The 17992-nt window shown below is 38.7% G+C and carries 17 protein-coding genes; 11 read left to right on the top strand and 6 right to left on the bottom strand.

Translation table 11 applies throughout. The features are described 5' to 3' along the window. Positions 1-136: 136 nt before the first annotated feature. The 11 genes from AB9K32_RS04120 to AB9K32_RS04070 all read left to right on the top strand — a co-directional run bounded on the left by AB9K32_RS04120 (position 137) and on the right by AB9K32_RS04070 (position 10663). Positions 137-1042, top strand: a complete 906-nt coding sequence (locus AB9K32_RS04120) for an NAD(P)/FAD-dependent oxidoreductase (RefSeq protein ID WP_369884438.1) — start codon at positions 137-139, stop codon at positions 1040-1042. A gap of 347 nt (positions 1043-1389) precedes the next feature. Then, positions 1390-2289, top strand: a complete 900-nt coding sequence (bla, locus tag AB9K32_RS04115; protein ID WP_224837232.1) for a class A beta-lactamase, subclass A2 — start codon at positions 1390-1392, stop codon at positions 2287-2289. A gap of 339 nt (positions 2290-2628) precedes the next feature. Continuing rightward, positions 2629-3465, top strand: coding sequence for a class I SAM-dependent methyltransferase (locus AB9K32_RS04110; protein WP_369884437.1), 837 nt, complete (start codon positions 2629-2631; stop codon positions 3463-3465). After that, entirely contained in the window at positions 3458-3664 is a 207-nt protein-coding gene (locus tag AB9K32_RS04105; RefSeq protein ID WP_224837230.1) for a hypothetical protein, read from the top strand. Before AB9K32_RS04110 ends, AB9K32_RS04105 begins: the two co-directional genes overlap by 8 nt. 162 nt (positions 3665-3826) lie before the next feature. Further along, positions 3827-4840: a hypothetical protein gene (locus AB9K32_RS04100; RefSeq protein ID WP_369884436.1), complete on the top strand. Its 1014-nt coding sequence runs from the start codon at positions 3827-3829 to the stop codon at positions 4838-4840. A 231-nt stretch (positions 4841-5071) separates the two neighbouring features. Beyond that, positions 5072-5827, top strand: coding sequence for a DUF6090 family protein (locus AB9K32_RS04095; protein ID WP_224837228.1), 756 nt, complete (start codon positions 5072-5074; stop codon positions 5825-5827). A 228-nt stretch (positions 5828-6055) separates the two neighbouring features. Then, complete coding sequence (locus tag AB9K32_RS04090; RefSeq protein ID WP_293295364.1) at positions 6056-7003, top strand: TerC/Alx family metal homeostasis membrane protein; 948 nt, start codon at positions 6056-6058, stop codon at positions 7001-7003. Positions 7004-7274: 271 nt separating this feature from the next. Continuing rightward, complete coding sequence (locus tag AB9K32_RS04085) at positions 7275-7625, top strand: tRNA-binding protein (RefSeq protein WP_224837226.1); 351 nt, start codon at positions 7275-7277, stop codon at positions 7623-7625. A 100-nt stretch (positions 7626-7725) separates the two neighbouring features. Further along, positions 7726-7914 carry a hypothetical protein gene (locus AB9K32_RS04080; protein ID WP_224837225.1) on the top strand — a complete coding sequence of 63 codons (189 nt, stop codon included), beginning with the start codon at positions 7726-7728 and terminating at the stop codon, positions 7912-7914. A gap of 179 nt (positions 7915-8093) precedes the next feature. Further along, positions 8094-10013, top strand: coding sequence for a DUF294 nucleotidyltransferase-like domain-containing protein (locus AB9K32_RS04075; protein ID WP_369884435.1), 1920 nt, complete (start codon positions 8094-8096; stop codon positions 10011-10013). Then, positions 10013-10663, top strand: coding sequence for a PolC-type DNA polymerase III (locus AB9K32_RS04070; protein ID WP_224837223.1), 651 nt, complete (start codon positions 10013-10015; stop codon positions 10661-10663). Before AB9K32_RS04075 ends, AB9K32_RS04070 begins: the two co-directional genes overlap by 1 nt. Positions 10664-10695: 32 nt before the next feature. On the opposite strand, the gene acs is transcribed toward AB9K32_RS04070, so the two are convergent. From acs to AB9K32_RS04040, 6 genes are all read right to left on the bottom strand, one after another. Then, complete coding sequence (gene acs / locus AB9K32_RS04065; RefSeq protein ID WP_252079604.1) at positions 10696-12603, bottom strand: acetate--CoA ligase; 1908 nt, start codon at positions 12601-12603, stop codon at positions 10696-10698. Positions 12604-12663: 60 nt separating this feature from the next. Further along, positions 12664-13032, bottom strand: coding sequence for a response regulator transcription factor (locus AB9K32_RS04060; protein ID WP_252079603.1), 369 nt, complete (start codon positions 13030-13032; stop codon positions 12664-12666). Then, positions 13032-15716: an ATP-binding protein gene (locus tag AB9K32_RS04055; RefSeq protein ID WP_369884434.1), complete on the bottom strand. Its 2685-nt coding sequence runs from the start codon at positions 15714-15716 to the stop codon at positions 13032-13034. The genes AB9K32_RS04060 and AB9K32_RS04055 overlap by 1 nt, the downstream gene beginning before the upstream one ends. Beyond that, positions 15709-15903 (bottom strand): hypothetical protein, encoded by a 195-nt coding sequence (locus AB9K32_RS04050; RefSeq protein WP_224837219.1) that lies wholly within the window; start codon positions 15901-15903, stop codon positions 15709-15711. Before AB9K32_RS04050 ends, AB9K32_RS04055 begins: the two co-directional genes overlap by 8 nt. Before the next feature lie 84 nt (positions 15904-15987). Then, positions 15988-17703, bottom strand: coding sequence for a sodium:solute symporter family protein (locus AB9K32_RS04045; protein WP_369884433.1), 1716 nt, complete (start codon positions 17701-17703; stop codon positions 15988-15990). A 23-nt stretch (positions 17704-17726) separates the two neighbouring features. Continuing rightward, complete coding sequence (locus tag AB9K32_RS04040; RefSeq protein WP_369884432.1) at positions 17727-17990, bottom strand: DUF4212 domain-containing protein; 264 nt, start codon at positions 17988-17990, stop codon at positions 17727-17729. Positions 17991-17992 lie beyond the last annotated feature (2 nt).

Raw genomic sequence — 17992 nt, 5'->3', positions numbered from 1 at the left:
TATATTATTAATGCGACTTTATTGCATTAATAAATTTTTAGCTAATTTTATCCATTATTGGATTCTCGCAAAAAAATTAGCTGATACAAATGGTTTTGTACCTCAATAAATAAACAACTATCAGAAATACAACACAATGAATAAAAAAGATTTCGAAGTAATTATAATAGGCGGCAGTTATGCAGGACTTTCAACAGCCATGGCCTTGGGACGTTCTCTAAGAACAACTTTGGTAATTGATGCCGGTAATCCTTGTAACCGACAAACGCCACATTCCCATAATTTTCTTACCCAAGACGGATCCACACCAAATGAGATTTCAGAAATTGCACAAGATCAGGTAAAAAAGTACAACAGTGTACATTTTTATAATGGTCTTGTAGTTAGTGGTAAGAAGGTTAAAAATGGATTTGAAGTCACAACGCACAAAGGAGACAGTTTTACTGCTAAAAAAATGGTGTTCGCATCCGGAATTAAGGACCTAATGCCGTCAATAAAAGGATTTTCGGAATGTTGGGGAATTTCCGTTGTACACTGTCCGTATTGCCACGGATACGAAATAAGAAACACAAAAACTGCCATAATCGCCAATGGGGACAGAGCGTTTCATCTTGCTTCTTTAATAAATAATTTAACCGATCAAATCACTGTTCTTACCAGCGGTAAGCACGATTTTGATGAGACTCAAATCAAAAAGTTGGAGCGGCACAATATTAAGATCATAGATAAAAAGGTATTGGAAATTGAACACGTTAACGGACACCTGGAAAAGATCGTTTTTTATGATGGAAGTAAGGAAAGCTTTGAATATGCTTACGCCTCTATTCCTTTTGAACAAAATTCTCACCTGCCAAAAATGTTGGGCTGTAATCTTACAGATCAAGGACATATCGAAGTTAATGCAATGCAAAAGACAACACAAGAAGGCATTTTTGCCTGTGGAGACAATAGTTCCATGATGCGCTCCGTTGCTACGGCGGTGTATGGCGGAAACTTAACCGGAGCAATGATAAACCATGAACTGACACAGGAAAGCTTTTAAAATGGAGGACGGCCCTATATGCAGTGTAAAATTAGAATTAACCTCAAAAGAAATTCAATAATTATTGAATGAAAACTATCCCATGCTCAAAACCAAGCAAGTAGAGCGTTAATTATTAGAGGCAAAATTTGTGGTAGTTTAGTAGGTTTTTGGATAAGCAGTTAACTATAAAATTTACTTTGTGCACTAGTTTAATTGATCTACTTTTAATCATATTGGTTTTGATCATTTGAACAATAGAATGGCTACTTAATATCAGTGATTGATTTATAGAACTCAGAATACCTAGGCTAAAACACATTTGTTTCTTTCAAACTACATATAAATTTAAATGAACAGGGAATAAAATGAAACACGCATTTTATATAATAGTACTACTGTTAACATTTCCTTCAGTGGGAATTTCTCAGGAAATTGAATCATTAAAAGAGCAGATCAACAGTATCACAAAAAACAAAAAGGCAATTGTTGGAGTCGCAATTAATGGGTCTAAAGCTAAAAATACGCTAAGAATAAATGGCCAAAGGCACTTTCCGATGCAAAGTGTTTTTAAATTTCCTATTGCGTTAACTATTTTATCCGAAGTGGATAAGGGTAATCTTTCGCTCAATCAAAAGATTGTAATTGAGAAAAGTGAATTATTGCCTGGTTTATGGAGTCCATTACGAGAAAAGTATCCCGATGGGTGCACATTGACCATTGCGGAAATTATAGAGTATACCGTAGCCCTAAGCGACAATGTTGGCTGTGATGTTCTATTGAGATTACTCGGAGGGCCACAAGTCGTAGAAAATTATTTTTCAAACTTAGGTTTCAAGGATTTTGCAGTTAGAATTAATGAAGAGACCATGCAAAATAATTGGGACCTACAATTTCTAAATTGGACAACACCAGAGGAGGCCAATAATATACTGACAACTTTCCATCAAAATAAGAATGGTTTGCTTTCCAAGGGAAATTATGACTTTATATGGGACATTATGAAAGGAACCAAAACAGGAAAAAACCGAATAAAAGGGCTTCTACCCAAAGGAACAGTTGTTGCACATAAAACGGGGTGGTCGGGAAAACACAAGGAAACAGGTATTACCGCAGCAGTCAACAACATCGGTATTGTTTTTCTCCCCAATGGGGAGTATTTTACTATTAGTGTTTTTGTATCCGAATCAAAAGAAAACTTTGAAACTAACGAAAAAATAATATCTGATATTTCCAAAGCAACCTGGGACTATTTTATTGGATTATAGAGAGCACTATTATGATTTGAAAACCTTAAAACCCACCACACTTTTCTTCAAATTTATTTTCAGCTATTTAAGAAAACAAATAAACGGTCATATAAATCGGAATAGCTATATTTACCACCTGTTTTATTAATTCTACATACTACCTAGGTCTAGTCTTTTAAAGACCAACTCGATCTATCGAGTAGCCAGCACATTAAAATCGATTGGATTTTGATGTGATCAATAGTACATCCAATTATTTATAAACCTAAAAATGGCAATCAATTTCCGAATTTGATTGCTCCGCATATTTGGAATGTACCAGTACGTTTCAAATACACTAGTTACATAATACACAGAATGAACAACAAGCAACTTATAAACAGAAACATAGAACTATTTTATAATAAAGCGTCCGAAGAAACCAGATTAAACAAGGGTATGGGTGTTTTTGAGTTTGAAAGAGTTAAGTGTTTAATTGAACAATTTATCACAGAACCTGCTTTAAAAATAATTGATGTTGGCGGCGGAACGGGGAAATATTCTGAATGGCTCGCAAGAAAAGGACATGAAGTCCATTTGGTGGAACCGGTGGAAAAACATTTAAAATTAGCACAGAACAGGGCCAGAAAAATAAAAAACAAATACTCCGTCCACCAAGGAGAATCTCGCAATCTAAAGTTCCAGAACAACTATGCCGATCTAATTATTCTACATGGACCTCTATATCATCTACAAAAAAAAGAAGACCGCGTCTTAACAATTAAAGAGGCTAAACGAGTTGTAAAAAACAAGGGGATCATTCTGGGATTTGCCATTAATTATACCGCATCTACTTTAGTTGGACTATTGAACGGTCTTATCCACAATAAATTCTTTTTCGAAATGTGCAAAGAAGAACTTACTACAGGAATACATAACCCCCCGGAAAATTTTCCATGGCTCTTAGCTGAAGCATATTATCATAATCCGGCAGAATTAAAAGAAGAGTTCCTAGATCAGGAATTGGAATATCTTAATACCTATGCAGTTGAAGGTATGGCCTGGCTGGACAAAGATTTCTTTTCAAATATTACGAACAACAAAAGAAAAACCAACTTATTGGAACTTATAAACGTTACGCAGAACGATTCTTATCTACTACATTTTAGCCCACATATGATGATAGCTGCTCAAAAAAAGAATATTTATGGATAGTAAAAGCAAATATTATTTCTTGTTGAAGAAAAACAATGGTCTACTGAACGAAATAGATCTTGGAGAACAAATTGGACTTGATACCGATGAGACTCAAATAATAATCTCACAACTTTTATCTGAACACAGAATAGAATATGTAAAAAACAAAGCAAGTAACTATAGAATTATAAAAAAGAGGAAAACAAACAAAAAATAGTAACGACCGCTTGACAGCTACCATTTTGGCCTGCCCTTATATTTATTGTGGGTGGGCTTTTAAAAAGTTACAATATATATGTTGAATGTTAACTTACATATTACAACCAAACCTCTTAACTTGTATTACTTTTAGACCAAGTGGCAAAGAAATAATGATTCTATGAGCAGAATAATTAATTCAAAGAAAAACCTAATAATTTTCGGGGTACCATTTTCTATAATTGCACTAATGGTGTACATTTCAAGGTCTCCCCTTTTTTATGCAAATCCAAATGGATTGTCCATCGGAATTACAATTGACCTAGTATTTACCGCTCCACTTGTATATTTCCTACTTATTAGAAAAACAAATATTCCCAAAACTACATTTGTGCCGTTTTTGGTCTTAACAACCACAATCTGTACATTAATACTTCCTCCAGAAAATCACTATTATCTCAACCTATTTAAACGTTGGGTATTCCCATTGATTGAAATCGTATTAGTATCCTACATAATTTTTAATGTCACCAAAGCGGTAAAACATTTCAATAAAAATAAGCATAAGAAAATAGATTTTTTCGATGCCCTTAGGAACACCTGTAGAGAATTACTGCCGAAAAGAATGGTAATGCCAGTGGTAACTGAAATAGCTGTTTTTTACTACGGCTTTATTTGTTGGAAAAAAACGATATTGAACGAAAATGAATTCTCCTATCATAAAGATAGCGGAACTATTACTTTGCTTATTGCAATTATTTTTATTGTGGCCATAGAAACTATGGTACTCCACACTCTCCTAGCAAAATGGAATCATTTGGCTGCTTGGATCCTGAGTTTTTTGAGTATTTATTCAGGAGTCCAACTTTTTGGTTTTTTAAAGTCCATGTCCAAAAGACCTATTTCAATAGAAAAAGACAAACTGTACCTCCGGTATGGAATTATGTCAGAGACCACCATTGAACTTACCAACATTGATCAGATCGAGACTTGGACGAAGGACATAAAATTGGATGAGAACACGCGAAAACTATCTTTTTTGGGAGAGTTGGAAAGTCACAACATAATTATCCGATTAAAAGAAGAAAACACCTTGCTCGGACTATACGGGATTAGACGAAAATATAAGAACTTAGTACTGCATGTCGACACAAAAGAGGAGTTGATAAATCGTATTCGAACGGCAACTCGATAATTTTTATAGGTGGATCAGTAGGGAGCTTTTAATTATTTCAATATCAATGATTATTTTATAAATACGGAACAATCAGCAATGTTTCTGCAACTTTGACCACAGGATACGTTTCGATAAACGCTCAGAAAAATGAAGGGAGTACAAGTGGTCTTACAAGTATCTAAATGAAAACGCATACTTTTAAAATTTGATATTTTATGGTCAACACTGTTTTAAAACAAATTAAAACCTATGATCAAGATTTTTAGACGAATTAGAAGGAGATTACTTTCGGAAGGAAAGTTCAAAAACTATCTGGCCTATGCCATTGGAGAAATAACGCTTGTGGTCTTGGGAATATTGATCGCGTTGCAGATAAACAATTGGAACCAAGACAAACAATTGCACAGGTCTGAGCTTAATACCTTAAAAAGTCTTCGCGAATCCATCAAAATAAACCTTAACGAACTGGACCTTATTTTAAAGGCGCAAATACTAAGGAACAAAAGCCTTCAGGAGGTTATTTTTGTCGATCTCTCCGATAGGGACCTAACCTATTTGGATTCGTTGATCACCACTAATGTTGAAAACCACACCTTTGATCCATCAACAGGGATTTATAATTCCATAATCAGCTCTGGTAAAATTGAGATCATCACCAACGATTCGCTAAAAAATAGAATTTCTAAGCTTTATGACCGCGTTGTGGATTACCAAGAAAGTGAAGATGAGATAACCGAGTTTACCAAAGAGCATCTGGAAAAAAATTTCATTGAACATTTAAATATAAATCCAGAAATTCTAGCTAAAATCCGTAAGCGGACCAACGACGAAAAGCTTAAGGACAGAGCACTTTATATCGAAACCTTCAGCTCCCAAAAACTTAAGAACATGTATATTCTATTACTCAACAAGATGAACGAAGTAATTTTAAAAGGCGAGAGTTTGGAGTTGGAGTACCAAAGTTTGATTTCCAGTCTGGAAAAAGAAATTAGAAACAAAGAATAAAACAAATTCTACCTCGGTCATTCATAATTTGAATACTATATCCAATTCCCTAGAATTTAGTTCTGTGTAAAGAATTTAATTCGGAAAGTGGAATCCTAAAATATTGAGGCCCTATAAAATCAGTCATTTAAATCGACATAGACTAGTCATTAAAATAATTGCTACAATGGGATCTCGTTAGTTTTATATTTACAATGCACAATAGCAAAACAAAAACCTGACTAAACCATGGGAAATACCTTGCCTTGGATTGTTTTGATAGCCCATGTAGGCGTACTCTTGTTTATCGATTTCTTTATCCTACACAAAAAGGATAAGGTGACCAACCCCAAACAAGCTGTATTTGAAACCCTCTTTTTTGTTGTAAATGCCTTGGTTTTTAGCGGAATTGTCTATTGGTTTTACAAAAATGGGATGGTGGACAACCCAAGCAACCTCTCTCCTGGCAATAGTGTAATAAAATATCTCACAGGCTACATTATCGAACTATCGTTAAGCGTGGACAACCTGTTCGTTATAGCGATAATTTTTGTTGGGTACAAAATCCCAAAACAGTACCAACATAAATTACTGTTTCTCGGTATAATCGGAGCCATAGTGTTTAGGGCAATTCTTATTGGTGTAGGTCTCATTCTAATTCACAAAATTCACCAAATCACCATTTTTTTTGGTCTGTTCCTCTTATACACCGCTTTTAACATGCTAAAAAAAGAAGAACAACCTAAGGACTATGAACAGAACAAAGGAATCGCCAAGTTTTTTAATATATCGAACAAATTGGACAATGGCCATTTTAGGACCGAAATAAACGGAAAACGCGTTTTTACTGCAATGTTTGGAGCCCTGATCACTATAGAATTTACCGATATTTTATTTGCTCTTGACAGTATTCCGGCAATCTTTGCCCTCACTACCGACCCGTTTATTGTTTTCAGTTCCAATATATTTGCCATTATGGGACTGCGTTCGCTCTATTTTTTCTTGGCGAACATGTTGGAGAAGTTCAAGTATTTAAAGTATAGTGTTTTTTCCATATTGATCTTTGTTTCCCTTAAGCTCATTACAGCCAGTTGGGTGGAAATACCAGAATGGTTTTCATTACTGTTCATCGGTATTTCGTTGGCCATAGGAATCTGGATTTCAATTTTAAAGGCCAAAACAGATGAAAGTCAATAAAACATTACGCGTATTGCTCCATAATATTTTTGGATTTAACTAAAAAATGGCATTTGCAACCAACAGTACACCCTGTAAACAAGTTGAATCTGACCATATCAAGTTTAACCCATTCATCCATTTATAAAAATCATTTTGTTTCGACTGACCTCACCCCTCTGGATTTTGTAATCCATAATTCCTGGTGCATCACAAATAATCCTTAACCATTAGGCAAGGCTGGCTAAAACCTATGCTTATCCCTACCTTTGGTGTTCAATTAATTTATAGAATGGAACAGTCGGAACAAGAAAAATTAAATTGGAGCGAATTCATGAAAGTGGAAATGAGGGTAGGAACCATTATCTCTGCAGAAAAATTTAAAGAAGTAAGGAACCCTGCCTATAAAATGATCGTGGATTTTGGACCCTTTGGCACAAGAAAAACATCGGCCCAAATTACAAAACTATATACACCGGAAGAATTGGTCGGCAAACAAGTGATCGCAGTTCTCAATTTTCCTCCAAAACAAATAGCCACGATAATGAGCGAATGTTTGGTGATGGGCTGCGTCGGCGATGAAAAAGAAGTTACATTGATCCAACCGGAAAGAAAAGTGGCCAATGGAACTCGAATTGGGTAACTGCGTAGCCATAAACCGCCCCTCTCCTTAAAAGTAGAACAATTTTATTTTCTTGGTATTCTTTTTTCACTAACTTAAAAGTCCAAAAACCAACCAAATAATGAATTATTTTAAAAAACTGGGAACCGCTAATCTATTGATGCTGACTCTATGCGCAATGATCATCTTAGTGGCGGAATACCTTTTTCTTAATGGACACACCGAACATGGTCTCTTTGTGGGACTGTGGGCCCCTACCCTCTTGGGTGTTATGATTTACCTAAAACTTGTGGACAATGACGGCAAATAATATCGTTTTATGGTTTTCTGTTGTTGTTATTGTGCTCGTGGCCGTATGGGCCATTCTCATGATCAGGGCCTATAATAAGGCCAGTAAAGGGGAATAACGTTGCCATTGGTTGTTTGTGACAACCCAATGCTCATATTTTGATGGACTTTTCTAGGATTTACATTTACATATAGGTTAGCATGAAGAATACAATATCCGAACGTATTGCCGACTTTTTAAAAAATTACCCGCCTTTCAATGCAATGGAGTCCGAACAATTGGAAAAATTGTCCATTGAGGTGGTCATTATCCATAAAGAGACCAATACCATAGTTTTTTCCCAGAACGAAAATCCCCATGATCATTTTTATGTGGTAAACAAAGGAGCCGTATCGCTGTCCAAAGTAGGATCAAGTCAAATCTTGGATATATGCGACGAAGGCGACGTTTTTGGTTTACGCCCCCTTTTGGCACAGGAAAAATATAAATTGGAAGCAAAAGCTTACGAAGAAACAATTCTTTATGCCATTCCTATCAAGGAATTTAAACCCTTGGCCCTCGAAAATAAACGTATTGGCAATTTTTTGATCGAAAGCTTTGCGTCCAATACCGGAAATCCCTATTCGATAAAACATCGGGGCAAACTTTATGGAATAAATGAAGATGCCGAGCGCTATTCTACCAATAAAATATTGGACCTACAACCTATAAAATACTCCAAGGACCTCATCACCTGTGCGGAAAACGCAAGTATAAAGGAAATTGCAGATATAATGACCAAGCACAATGTGAGCTCTATTTTAGTGGAGAAAGAGCAATTGCCCGTGGGAATAATAACGGACAAGGACCTCAGAAAAAAAGTGGCTACCGGACAATATCCAATAACCGAATCGGCCAGGACCATTATGTCTTCACCAATCATCACCTATCCAAAAGAGCTTACTTTGGCCCAATCTCAAATGGCCATGATGAAAAGTAACATCAGTCATTTGGTTCTCACAGAAGACGGTACAACCGAGACTCCCGCTGTCGGGATTCTTTCCAAACACGATATTATGGTCGCTGTCGGAAACAATCCAGCAGTGCTTCTACGTGCCATAAAAAGAGCTGCCACAGCTAAAAGATTACGAAGTATCCGGCACGGCACCATGAACCTTTTGCAAGGATACTTGGAACAAAACATCCCTTTGGGACTGGTGTCGAAAATAATTTCTGAATTAAACGATGCCTCAACCAAGCAGGTTATACAATTGGCTTTAGCAAAAATGGAGCGCGAGCCCCCCGTTAAATTTACTTGGCTCAGTATGGGGAGTCAAGGACGCGGGGAACAATTACTAAATACCGATCAGGACAATGCCATTATTTTTGAAGATGTTGCGGATGAAAAGCTCGAGGAAACCAGAAGTTATTTTCTAAAATTGGGCGAGCGTATTTCCAAAAGTCTGAACACCATTGGTTTTGAATATTGTCCTGCAAACATGATGGCCTCCAACCCATCTTGGTGCCAGAGTTTGAGCGAATGGAAAAAGATAACCGCCCATTGGATCCATAACCCCGGACCGGATGAGATATTGCTCTCTTCCATTTTCTTTGATTATAGCGTGGTCTTTGGAGAAAAGTTACTGGCGGACGAATTGTCCCACAGTATATTTGGCCATGCCAACCGATACCCACAATTTTTTACACATTTGGCCAGTGGGGCTCTTCAGAATCCGTCACCTTCAGGGTTTTTTAGGGATTTTTTGGTGGAACAAGATGGTGAGCACAAAGACTTTTTTGATTTAAAGCTCCGTGCGCTAATGCCGATAATCGATGCAGCAAGGGTACTTATCCTGTCACATTCCATCAAATCCATAAACAATACAGCAGGTAGGTACGAAAAACTTGCCGAACTGGAACCCAATAACAAGGAATTATACCTGGCGTGCTCATACGCTAGTAAAGCCTTGCTCAAATTTAGAACCAGACAGGGCCTGCTCCATAATGATTCCGGCAGATATATTGCACTGGATAAATTGAACAAAGAGGAAAAAATAAAATTAAAGAGAACCTTTAAGACCATCAAGGAAATACAATCTTTGATCGAGGTCAGGTTCCAGGTCAAAAACCTCTTGCGCTAATGTGGTCTTTCTTCAAAAAAAAAGAATTGGAACTTCCCGATTTTTGGTGGGATTACGATGCAAATTTCAATCAAAAGCTACCCACGGATGTCAAAGACAACACGTTTGTTGTATTTGATACGGAAACCACCGGCTTTAATCTTACCAAAGATCGGATGTTGTGCATTGGCGCCTTAAAACTAAAGGACAATAATATTGTGGTAAAAGATAGCCTTGAGCTGTATTTAAAACAAGAGCATTACGATAAGCAGAGCGCCGAGATACATGGCATCCTTAAAAAAACCAAGTACAACTGCATTTCCGAATTGGATGCGCTGAAATTATTTTTAAAATATATTGGAAACCATGTTCTGGTGGGGCACCATGTTATGTTCGATGTACGTATGATGAATGCCGCTCTTAAAAGGAACGGACTCCCTAAATTAAAAAATAAGACACTGGATACCGAATCACTATACTCCAGAACTGTGTTGATTTCTTCCGTAGTGGAAAAAAAGGAACGATACTCTTTGGACGATTTGGCCAAAAAATTCAGTATTTCCCGAAAAGATAGGCACACCGCCCTGGGCGACGCCTACATAACTGCCATAGCCCTATTAAGGGTTATTGAAAAATTAAAGCCCAATAAACTAAAAGACCTCCTGAGATAAGGAGGCCATTTTTTTTATTTGAATTTGTTGTTTTAAAGACTTTCCTTGATAATGCTCTCCACTACTTCCGGATTCAATAAAGTGGATGTATCTCCAAGGTTTGCCGTGTCTTTGGATGCAATTTTTCTTAGAATACGCCTCATGATCTTACCGCTTCGCGTTTTGGGCAATCCTTCTGTAAATTGAATCTTGTCCAATTTGGCAATTGGTCCAATGTGATCGGTGATCAATTCATTGATTTCCTTTTTTAGGTTATCCCGGTTACGGTCTTCTCCTGTTTCCTTCAAAATAATATAACCGTACAACGCATTTCCTTTTATATCGTGTGGGAATCCAACAATGGCAGATTCTGCAACGGCTGGATGTTCGTTAATGGCATCTTCAATGGGCGCTGTTCCTAGATTGTGCCCGGAAACAATGATCACATCATCTACCCTTCCCGTAATCCTATAATAGCCCACTTCATCTCTTAAAGCTCCATCTCCGGTAAAATATTTGCCTTCGAAGGCAGAAAAATAGGTGTCCTTATACCGTTGATGATTGCCCCAAATGGTCCTTGCTATGGATGGCCATGGAAACTTGATGCATAAACGACCATCTACCTGATTCCCTTTGATTTCTTCTCCTGTCTCATCCATTAGCGCTGGTTGAATGCCCGGCAAGGGCAATGTTGCATAGGTTGGTTTTGTAGGAGTGGAAAATGGAATTGGAGAAATTAGAATTCCTCCGGTCTCGGTTTGCCACCAAGTATCTACGATAGGACATTTTTTATCACCTACATGATCGTTGTACCAGTGCCAAGCCTCCTCATTGATCGGCTCCCCAACGGTTCCCAAGACTTTTAAACTGGACAAATCGTAATCGGTCACAAAATCTAAATTCTGCTTTGCCAAGGCCCGGATCGCCGTTGGTGCAGTATAAAACTGGGTTACCTTGTGTTTTTGAACCACTTCCCAAAATCTGCCAAAATCGGGATAGGAAGGAACTCCCTCGAACATAACTGTGGTGGCCCCATTGGCCAGCGGTCCATAAACAATATAGGAGTGCCCTGTGATCCAACCAATATCCGCGGTACACCAATACACATCCTCCTCACGATATTGGAATACATTTTTAAACGAATATGCGGTGTATACCATATATCCTCCGGTGGTATGCACCATTCCCTTTGGACGGCCTGTAGAACCTGAGGTGTAAAGAATAAACAGGGGGTCTTCTGCATCCATAATTTCCGGAACACAGTCCAAATAGGCCTTATCCAGCAATGGTTGCACCCATATATCGCGACCTTCCTTCATAGTCACCTCTCCTCCTGTGCGCTTGGTCACTAGAACGGTCTTTACATCCGGGCAACTCTCCAAGGCTTCATCTACAATAGCTTTTAAGTCGATTATTTTTTTTCCTCGGTACGATCCGTCAGAAGTGAGCACCATCTTAGCGCCACAATCGTTAATCCTAGTAGAGAGTGCAGTAGAAGAAAATCCGGCAAAAACCACCGAATGTATGGCTCCAATCCGAGCGCAGGCCAAAATTGCAATGGCCAAATCGGGAATCATAGGTAAGTAAACTACGACCCTATCCCCTTTTTTTACACCTTGATCCTTTAATACATTGGCATATTTACAAACACGTTCATGCAGTTGGTTATACGTAATATGTTCCGCTTCTTCGCTCGGGTCGTTCGGTTCAAATAGAATTGCTGTCTTGTCGCCCCGGATTCTTAAGTGACGGTCGATACAGTTTTCCGTAATGTTAAGTTTGGCTCCTTTGAACCAGCTTATCTCCGGCTTGGAGAAATCCCATTCCAAAACAGTATCCCATTTTTTTCGCCAATGAAAGTGTTCCTCTGCTACTTCCTCCCAGAAACCTTCCGGGTTTCTTACGGATTTCCGGTACACTTGAAAGTACTCTTCCAAATGTTTGATATGATAATTACTCATCTATAAATTTGTTTAGTTTATATGTAATTTATTTTTCTTCTCGCTATTTTAAAAGCATGTCTACCTCAATAACCCTTCGATATCGGTGATTACTTTTTTTATGGAAAAGGGCTTGGTCATGTAACCGTCGGCGCCCATTTTTAATCCTTTTTCTATATCTTTTTCCTTACTTTTTGCTGACAGGAATACCACTTTGGTATGGTTGAGGTCCTGATTGTTTCTTACTCGTTTCAGCGTTTCAAACCCGTCCATTTCCGGCATCATTATATCCAATAAAATAAGGTCTGGTTCCTCTTTGATGGCTATTTCCAATGCCTCTGTACCGTCTCTTGCAATAAACACCTCAAAATCTTTCTTTTTAAAGGCATATTCCAACGACATTACGATATTGGGTTCATCATCTACGATCAGTATTTTCTTCTGCTCCATTATTTTTTGGGTATTGAAAAGATCATTCGAGTACCTGACTTAAAATTCTTATCCACCACAATGGTCCCGTTATGACTTTCCACTATTTTTTTACAAATGGCAAGACCAAGTCCACTGCCCTTTGGTTTTTTTATGTTCTGGTTTTTTGATTGATAAAATTTTTCGAAAATGTAATCTTTGTCCTCATCTGGGATTCCTCTTCCATTGTCCTCAATGGCGACCAACACCTCGTTTTCCAGACCTTCCAACAGAATTTTAATTTTTCCGTTACGGGGTTCTGTAAATTTAAGGGAATTCGACAGCAAATTTGTCAATACCTGTAAAATTCGGTCTTCATCATAAAATGCAAGGATTTTTTCCTTGCTCGAAAATTTGATCTCTGTTTCTTTTTTGGATGCGATCTGTTCCACCCCCTTGATGGCCTTTCCTATAGTTTTGGACATATTGTGTTCCCGAATGTCCAACTCTGTTCGATTACCGGACAATTTTTCCAGATCTAGGATATTGTGTATTAAAGTGCTCAACCTATCCGTGTCCCTATTTATATTCTCTAGGAACCTATTTCTTAATTCGGGAGGCATATTCTCGTCCTCCAATACTTCCGATGCAGCTTTTATGGAGGTTATGGGTGTTTTGAGCTCATGTGCAACCGTATCCAAAAACTCATCTTTAAGTTTATCCTGTATACGCAGTTCTTCATTGGCCGTTTTTAATTGCTGCGTCATTGCGGCCAGTTCAGCAGATTTTTCCCTGAGCAGTTTATTACTGGCCTTTGTCTCTTTACTCTCTTCCAGAATATTGAGCACTTCTACCAAACTTATAGGTGTTTCCTTGGATACCGAGGCCAATAAAATTTTGGCCGAAGCACTCCCAATACTTCCCGTTAGTAGTTTTTCAGAAAAATTGATCAATCTTGCATCTGCCCGTTCCTCTGCTTCTGATATATTATATTTTCTATTGAACAACCGCAAAGCCCTGTTGGTACGCTGCTCCCCCAAAAATCGGCTCAACAATCGCTTTATATCGGCAACGTAGGCTTCTCCTTTCCATATAAACCCCCCTTCTTGAAGGTTGCCATAATTCTCGTGGTTCACAAACATTTCAGCATAGTTCCTCTCCCTATAATTTCCTTTTGTTCTTAGGGATAGTCCAACAAACACCAGAGTGTTGAGAGACATGCTCCAGAAAAAGGCATTGCTTTCCGGGGTTAAATAATCCAATCCTAACAAATGTACGGGCCTGAGCCATGCAAAACCAAAAAAGCCTTCTTCAGTAAAATCAAGTTCCGGCATTGTTGCTTTACTGATAACTGGCAGGAACAAGGTGTAAAAAACAACAACCAAACCTATTAATATCCCTGCTTCGACACCACGCGCAGTCCCTCGTCTCCAGGTCAACCCTAGAAAGAACGACGGTGCCAACTGAGCAATGATCAAAAAAGAAATGAGTCCGATGGAGTACAAGGATAATTGGGCCGAAAATTGGATGTAGAAGTAATAAGCTATAATGATCAAAAGGAAAATAGCGACCCTTCTTATATTTTTGATACGCTTGGTGTTTTCTTCCGGATTACCTTCCACCAAGGTTTTTATAAACCCATAAGGGATCACAATATTGTTGCTCACCATTGTGGACAACGCCAGGGTCGATACCACAATCATTGAAATTACGGTAGTGAATCCCCCAACAAAAACCATTAAGGCCAATCCATAATTATTGTGCTGCAATGGCAATAAAAGTGAATAATAATCGTGGTTTACCGATTGTGACAAATTTAAGTTTCCTGCCCAGGCAATAAAGATCACAAATACATTGAACAACAGCAAATACAAAGGAAACAACCAAATGGCCTTACGCAGGTGACTCTCGTTATCATTTTCCACTACGGATACATGGAACTGTCGGGGCAATAAAAAAATGGCGAAAAAAGAGAGACAAATCGTAAAAAGCCAATTAAACCCATTTTCCAAACCGCCAAAAGAGATCAGCTGATCAAAATTATCTCGTAAACTTGCTTTATGGTAGATATCCGCAGTGCCATCAAAAAGGTAGAATGTGATGTAAATACCGATCACCAAGAAAAAACACAACTTTAAAATGGATTCCAAGGCCACTGTTGCCACAATCCCTTTTCTATGTTCCGAAGTATCTGTTGATAGTGTTCCGTAGAAGGCTACAAAAACCGCTATAAGCAACGCGATGTAAAAAGTAGAATCATCAAAAAAACCTGTGGATCGGTAACTCCCCTTTGCGGAAATGAGTGAAAAGGTCTCGGATACGGCTTTAAGTTGTAAGGATATGTATGGAATTATAGCGAACAAGCACGTTAAGGTAACCAAAGCTCCCAATTGTCTGTTGTTACCATACCGCATGGAAATAAAATCGGCAATACTGGAAATTTTGTGCTGCTTGGATATACGGATCACCTTTCTCATTAAAACGATCCAAAGTGGTAGTGCGATTACCGGTCCCAAATAAATGGCCAAAAAACTAATCCCGGAGCTCGATGCTATCCCTACACTTCCGTAATAGGTCCAAGCTGTACAATACACGGCCAAGGAAAGGGTGTACACATACGGGTTGTTCGTCCATTTGCTTCGTTTGTTCTTTTCGGCAAAATACGCTAGAACAAAAAGCATGGCCAAATACAGTACAATAACCAATCCTACTGCATAATTACTCATAGAACCGTTTTAAAATGATATAGGCCAAAACGATCGCGATCAACCAGCTCAAGAAAATAAAAACATAAAATATGGGGAAACCAAAAAAATGCCCATCGCTGTCAAATAGGGTAACAAAGGGAACATTCCATAAAAAGAACAATACTATGGAAACAAGGATCAATTTCTGCTGATGCCGTTTTTTCATTTTTATTTTCAAGGTCGCCAAACTTAAAATTACAAAAAACGGTACGGTAAAACCATACCGTACCGCTTTTTCACAACCAACTAATTAATGTGTCGATGCTTCACCCGCACCGCTGGGTATTCTTATGTGTTCCACTATTTCCTGTACTTCTTCAGGTGGTTCGGGAGTAAACATGTTAACTACAATGGCGACAATAAAGTTGACTACCATGGCAATGGTTCCAAATCCTTCTGGCGAAACACCAAACCACCAACTTTCTTGAAGACCTGCTACGGCATCTTTTCCGCCGTCAAAAATTCCAAATTTAAATTTCAGCATATAAAAGAGCATAAGACAAAGGCCTACGATCATTCCTGAAACAGCTCCCTTGCTATTCATTTTTTTGTAGAAAATACCTAAAATAATGGCAGGGAAGAACGAAGCCGCTGCCAATCCAAAGGCCAAGGCCACCACCGCTGCGACAAACCCGGGGGGATTGATCCCAAAATAACCGGCTATAACCACTGCTACGGCTGCAGAAAGTCTTGCTGCCCATAGCTCGCCTTTTTCTGAAAGATCTGGTTTAAGTACGTTCTTGATCAGATCATGGGAAACCGAAGAGGAAATAACCAACAACAGACCTGCTGCCGTAGATAGGGCAGCCGCCAATCCACCTGCCGCAATTAAACCGATAACCCATGCCGGGAGATCTGCAATTTCCGGGTTGGCCAAAACCATAATGTCCCTATCAACGGTAAGTTCGTTTAACTCGGGTGAGGCTACATATTGAATTATGCCATCGCCATTTTTATCCTCGTGCCCTATCAACCCTGTTTTTTCCCAACGATTGAACCATTCTGGCATGCTATTATATTCTTTTCCACTAACAGTTTCGATAAGATTAGTTCTGGCAAACACGGCTACTGCGGGTGCAGTAGTGTACAAGATCGCAATGAACAACAAGGCCAAACCTGCCGATTTTCTTGCATCTCGCACCCGTTTTACGGTAAAGAAACGTACGATTACATGAGGTAAACCTGCGGTACCGACCATAAGTGCCAGGGTTATGGCAAAAACATCGACCATACTTTTAGATCCATCCGTATATTCTGCAAATCCGAGTTCCGTGGATAGTCCGTCCAGTTTATCCAAAAGATAAGTTCCAGAGCCATCGGCCAAAGTGCTGCCAAATCCTAGTTGTGGCACAGGGTTCCCTGTCATTTGGATAGAAATGAAAATTGCAGGTACCATAAAGGCGAAAATCAATACGCAATATTGGGCCACTTGAGTATAGGTTATCCCTTTCATACCACCAAGGACGGCATAGAACAATACAATCACCATTCCGATAACAACTCCGGTATTGATATCTACTTCCAGATACCTTGAAAACACAATTCCTACCCCTCTCATCTGTCCGGCAACATAAGTAAAGGATACGATGAGTGCGCAGATAACTGCAACAACCCTAGCTGTTTTGGAGTAATAGCGTTCCCCAATAAAATCGGGAACTGTAAACTTTCCAAACTTTCTTAAATATGGTGCCAGAAGCAGTGCCAGGAGAACATAACCACCGGTCCATCCCATAAGGTAAACGGCGCCATCGTAGCCGGCAAAAGAAATAATTCCTGCCATGGATATAAAAGACGCTGCCGACATCCAATCCGCTGCAGTGGCCATACCGTTGGCCAATGGGGAAACACCTCCTCCGGCCACGTAAAATTCTTTAGTGGAACCCGCTCGGGACCAAATTGCTATTCCTATATACAGACCAAATGACAAGGCTACCAAGACATAGGTCCAAATTTGTACATCGCTCATAATGTTTTGATTTTATCGGTTAATTATTCTTCGTCGTATCCGTACTTTTTGTCCAATTTGTTCATTAGGCGTACGTACACAAAAATGAGGATGACAAATACATAAATGGATCCTTGTTGCGCGAACCAAAACCCAAGTTTAAATCCGCCCAGTCGAATGTTGTTCAATGCATCCTTAAAAAGGATACCTGCTCCGTAGGAGACCAAGAACCAAATGACTAGTAGTATTACCAAGTACCTTAGGTTCTCTTTCCAATAGGCCGAGGCCTTTTTTTGTTTTTCTAACATAA

Source organism: Allomuricauda sp. XS_ASV26, assembly GCF_041224615.1.
GTDB lineage: Bacteria > Bacteroidota > Bacteroidia > Flavobacteriales > Flavobacteriaceae > Flagellimonas > Flagellimonas alginolytica.
Note: the sequence above shows the minus strand (reverse complement) of the source record. Positions and strands in the feature narration are given on the sequence as shown.

Excerpts from the sequence above, each read along its gene's own strand:
- AB9K32_RS04120 (WP_369884438.1), top strand. The coding sequence starts at position 137 with ATGAATAAAAAAGATTTCGAAGTAATTATAATAGGCGGCAGTTATGCA.
- bla (WP_224837232.1), top strand. The coding sequence starts at position 1,390 with ATGAAACACGCATTTTATATAATAGTACTACTGTTAACATTTCCTTCA.
- AB9K32_RS04110 (WP_369884437.1), top strand. The coding sequence starts at position 2,629 with ATGAACAACAAGCAACTTATAAACAGAAACATAGAACTATTTTATAAT.
- AB9K32_RS04105 (WP_224837230.1), top strand. The coding sequence starts at position 3,458 with ATGGATAGTAAAAGCAAATATTATTTCTTGTTGAAGAAAAACAATGGT.
- AB9K32_RS04100 (WP_369884436.1), top strand. The coding sequence starts at position 3,827 with ATGAGCAGAATAATTAATTCAAAGAAAAACCTAATAATTTTCGGGGTA.
- AB9K32_RS04095 (WP_224837228.1), top strand. The coding sequence starts at position 5,072 with ATGATCAAGATTTTTAGACGAATTAGAAGGAGATTACTTTCGGAAGGA.
- AB9K32_RS04090 (WP_293295364.1), top strand. The coding sequence starts at position 6,056 with ATGGGAAATACCTTGCCTTGGATTGTTTTGATAGCCCATGTAGGCGTA.
- AB9K32_RS04085 (WP_224837226.1), top strand. The coding sequence starts at position 7,275 with ATGGAACAGTCGGAACAAGAAAAATTAAATTGGAGCGAATTCATGAAA.
- AB9K32_RS04080 (WP_224837225.1), top strand. The coding sequence starts at position 7,726 with ATGAATTATTTTAAAAAACTGGGAACCGCTAATCTATTGATGCTGACT.
- AB9K32_RS04075 (WP_369884435.1), top strand. The coding sequence starts at position 8,094 with ATGAAGAATACAATATCCGAACGTATTGCCGACTTTTTAAAAAATTAC.
- AB9K32_RS04070 (WP_224837223.1), top strand. The coding sequence starts at position 10,013 with ATGTGGTCTTTCTTCAAAAAAAAAGAATTGGAACTTCCCGATTTTTGG.
- acs (WP_252079604.1), bottom strand. The coding sequence starts at position 12,603 with ATGAGTAATTATCATATCAAACATTTGGAAGAGTACTTTCAAGTGTAC.
- AB9K32_RS04060 (WP_252079603.1), bottom strand. The coding sequence starts at position 13,032 with ATGGAGCAGAAGAAAATACTGATCGTAGATGATGAACCCAATATCGTA.
- AB9K32_RS04055 (WP_369884434.1), bottom strand. The coding sequence starts at position 15,716 with ATGAGTAATTATGCAGTAGGATTGGTTATTGTACTGTATTTGGCCATG.
- AB9K32_RS04050 (WP_224837219.1), bottom strand. The coding sequence starts at position 15,903 with ATGAAAAAACGGCATCAGCAGAAATTGATCCTTGTTTCCATAGTATTG.
- AB9K32_RS04045 (WP_369884433.1), bottom strand. The coding sequence starts at position 17,703 with ATGAGCGATGTACAAATTTGGACCTATGTCTTGGTAGCCTTGTCATTT.
- AB9K32_RS04040 (WP_369884432.1), bottom strand. The coding sequence starts at position 17,990 with ATGTTAGAAAAACAAAAAAAGGCCTCGGCCTATTGGAAAGAGAACCTA.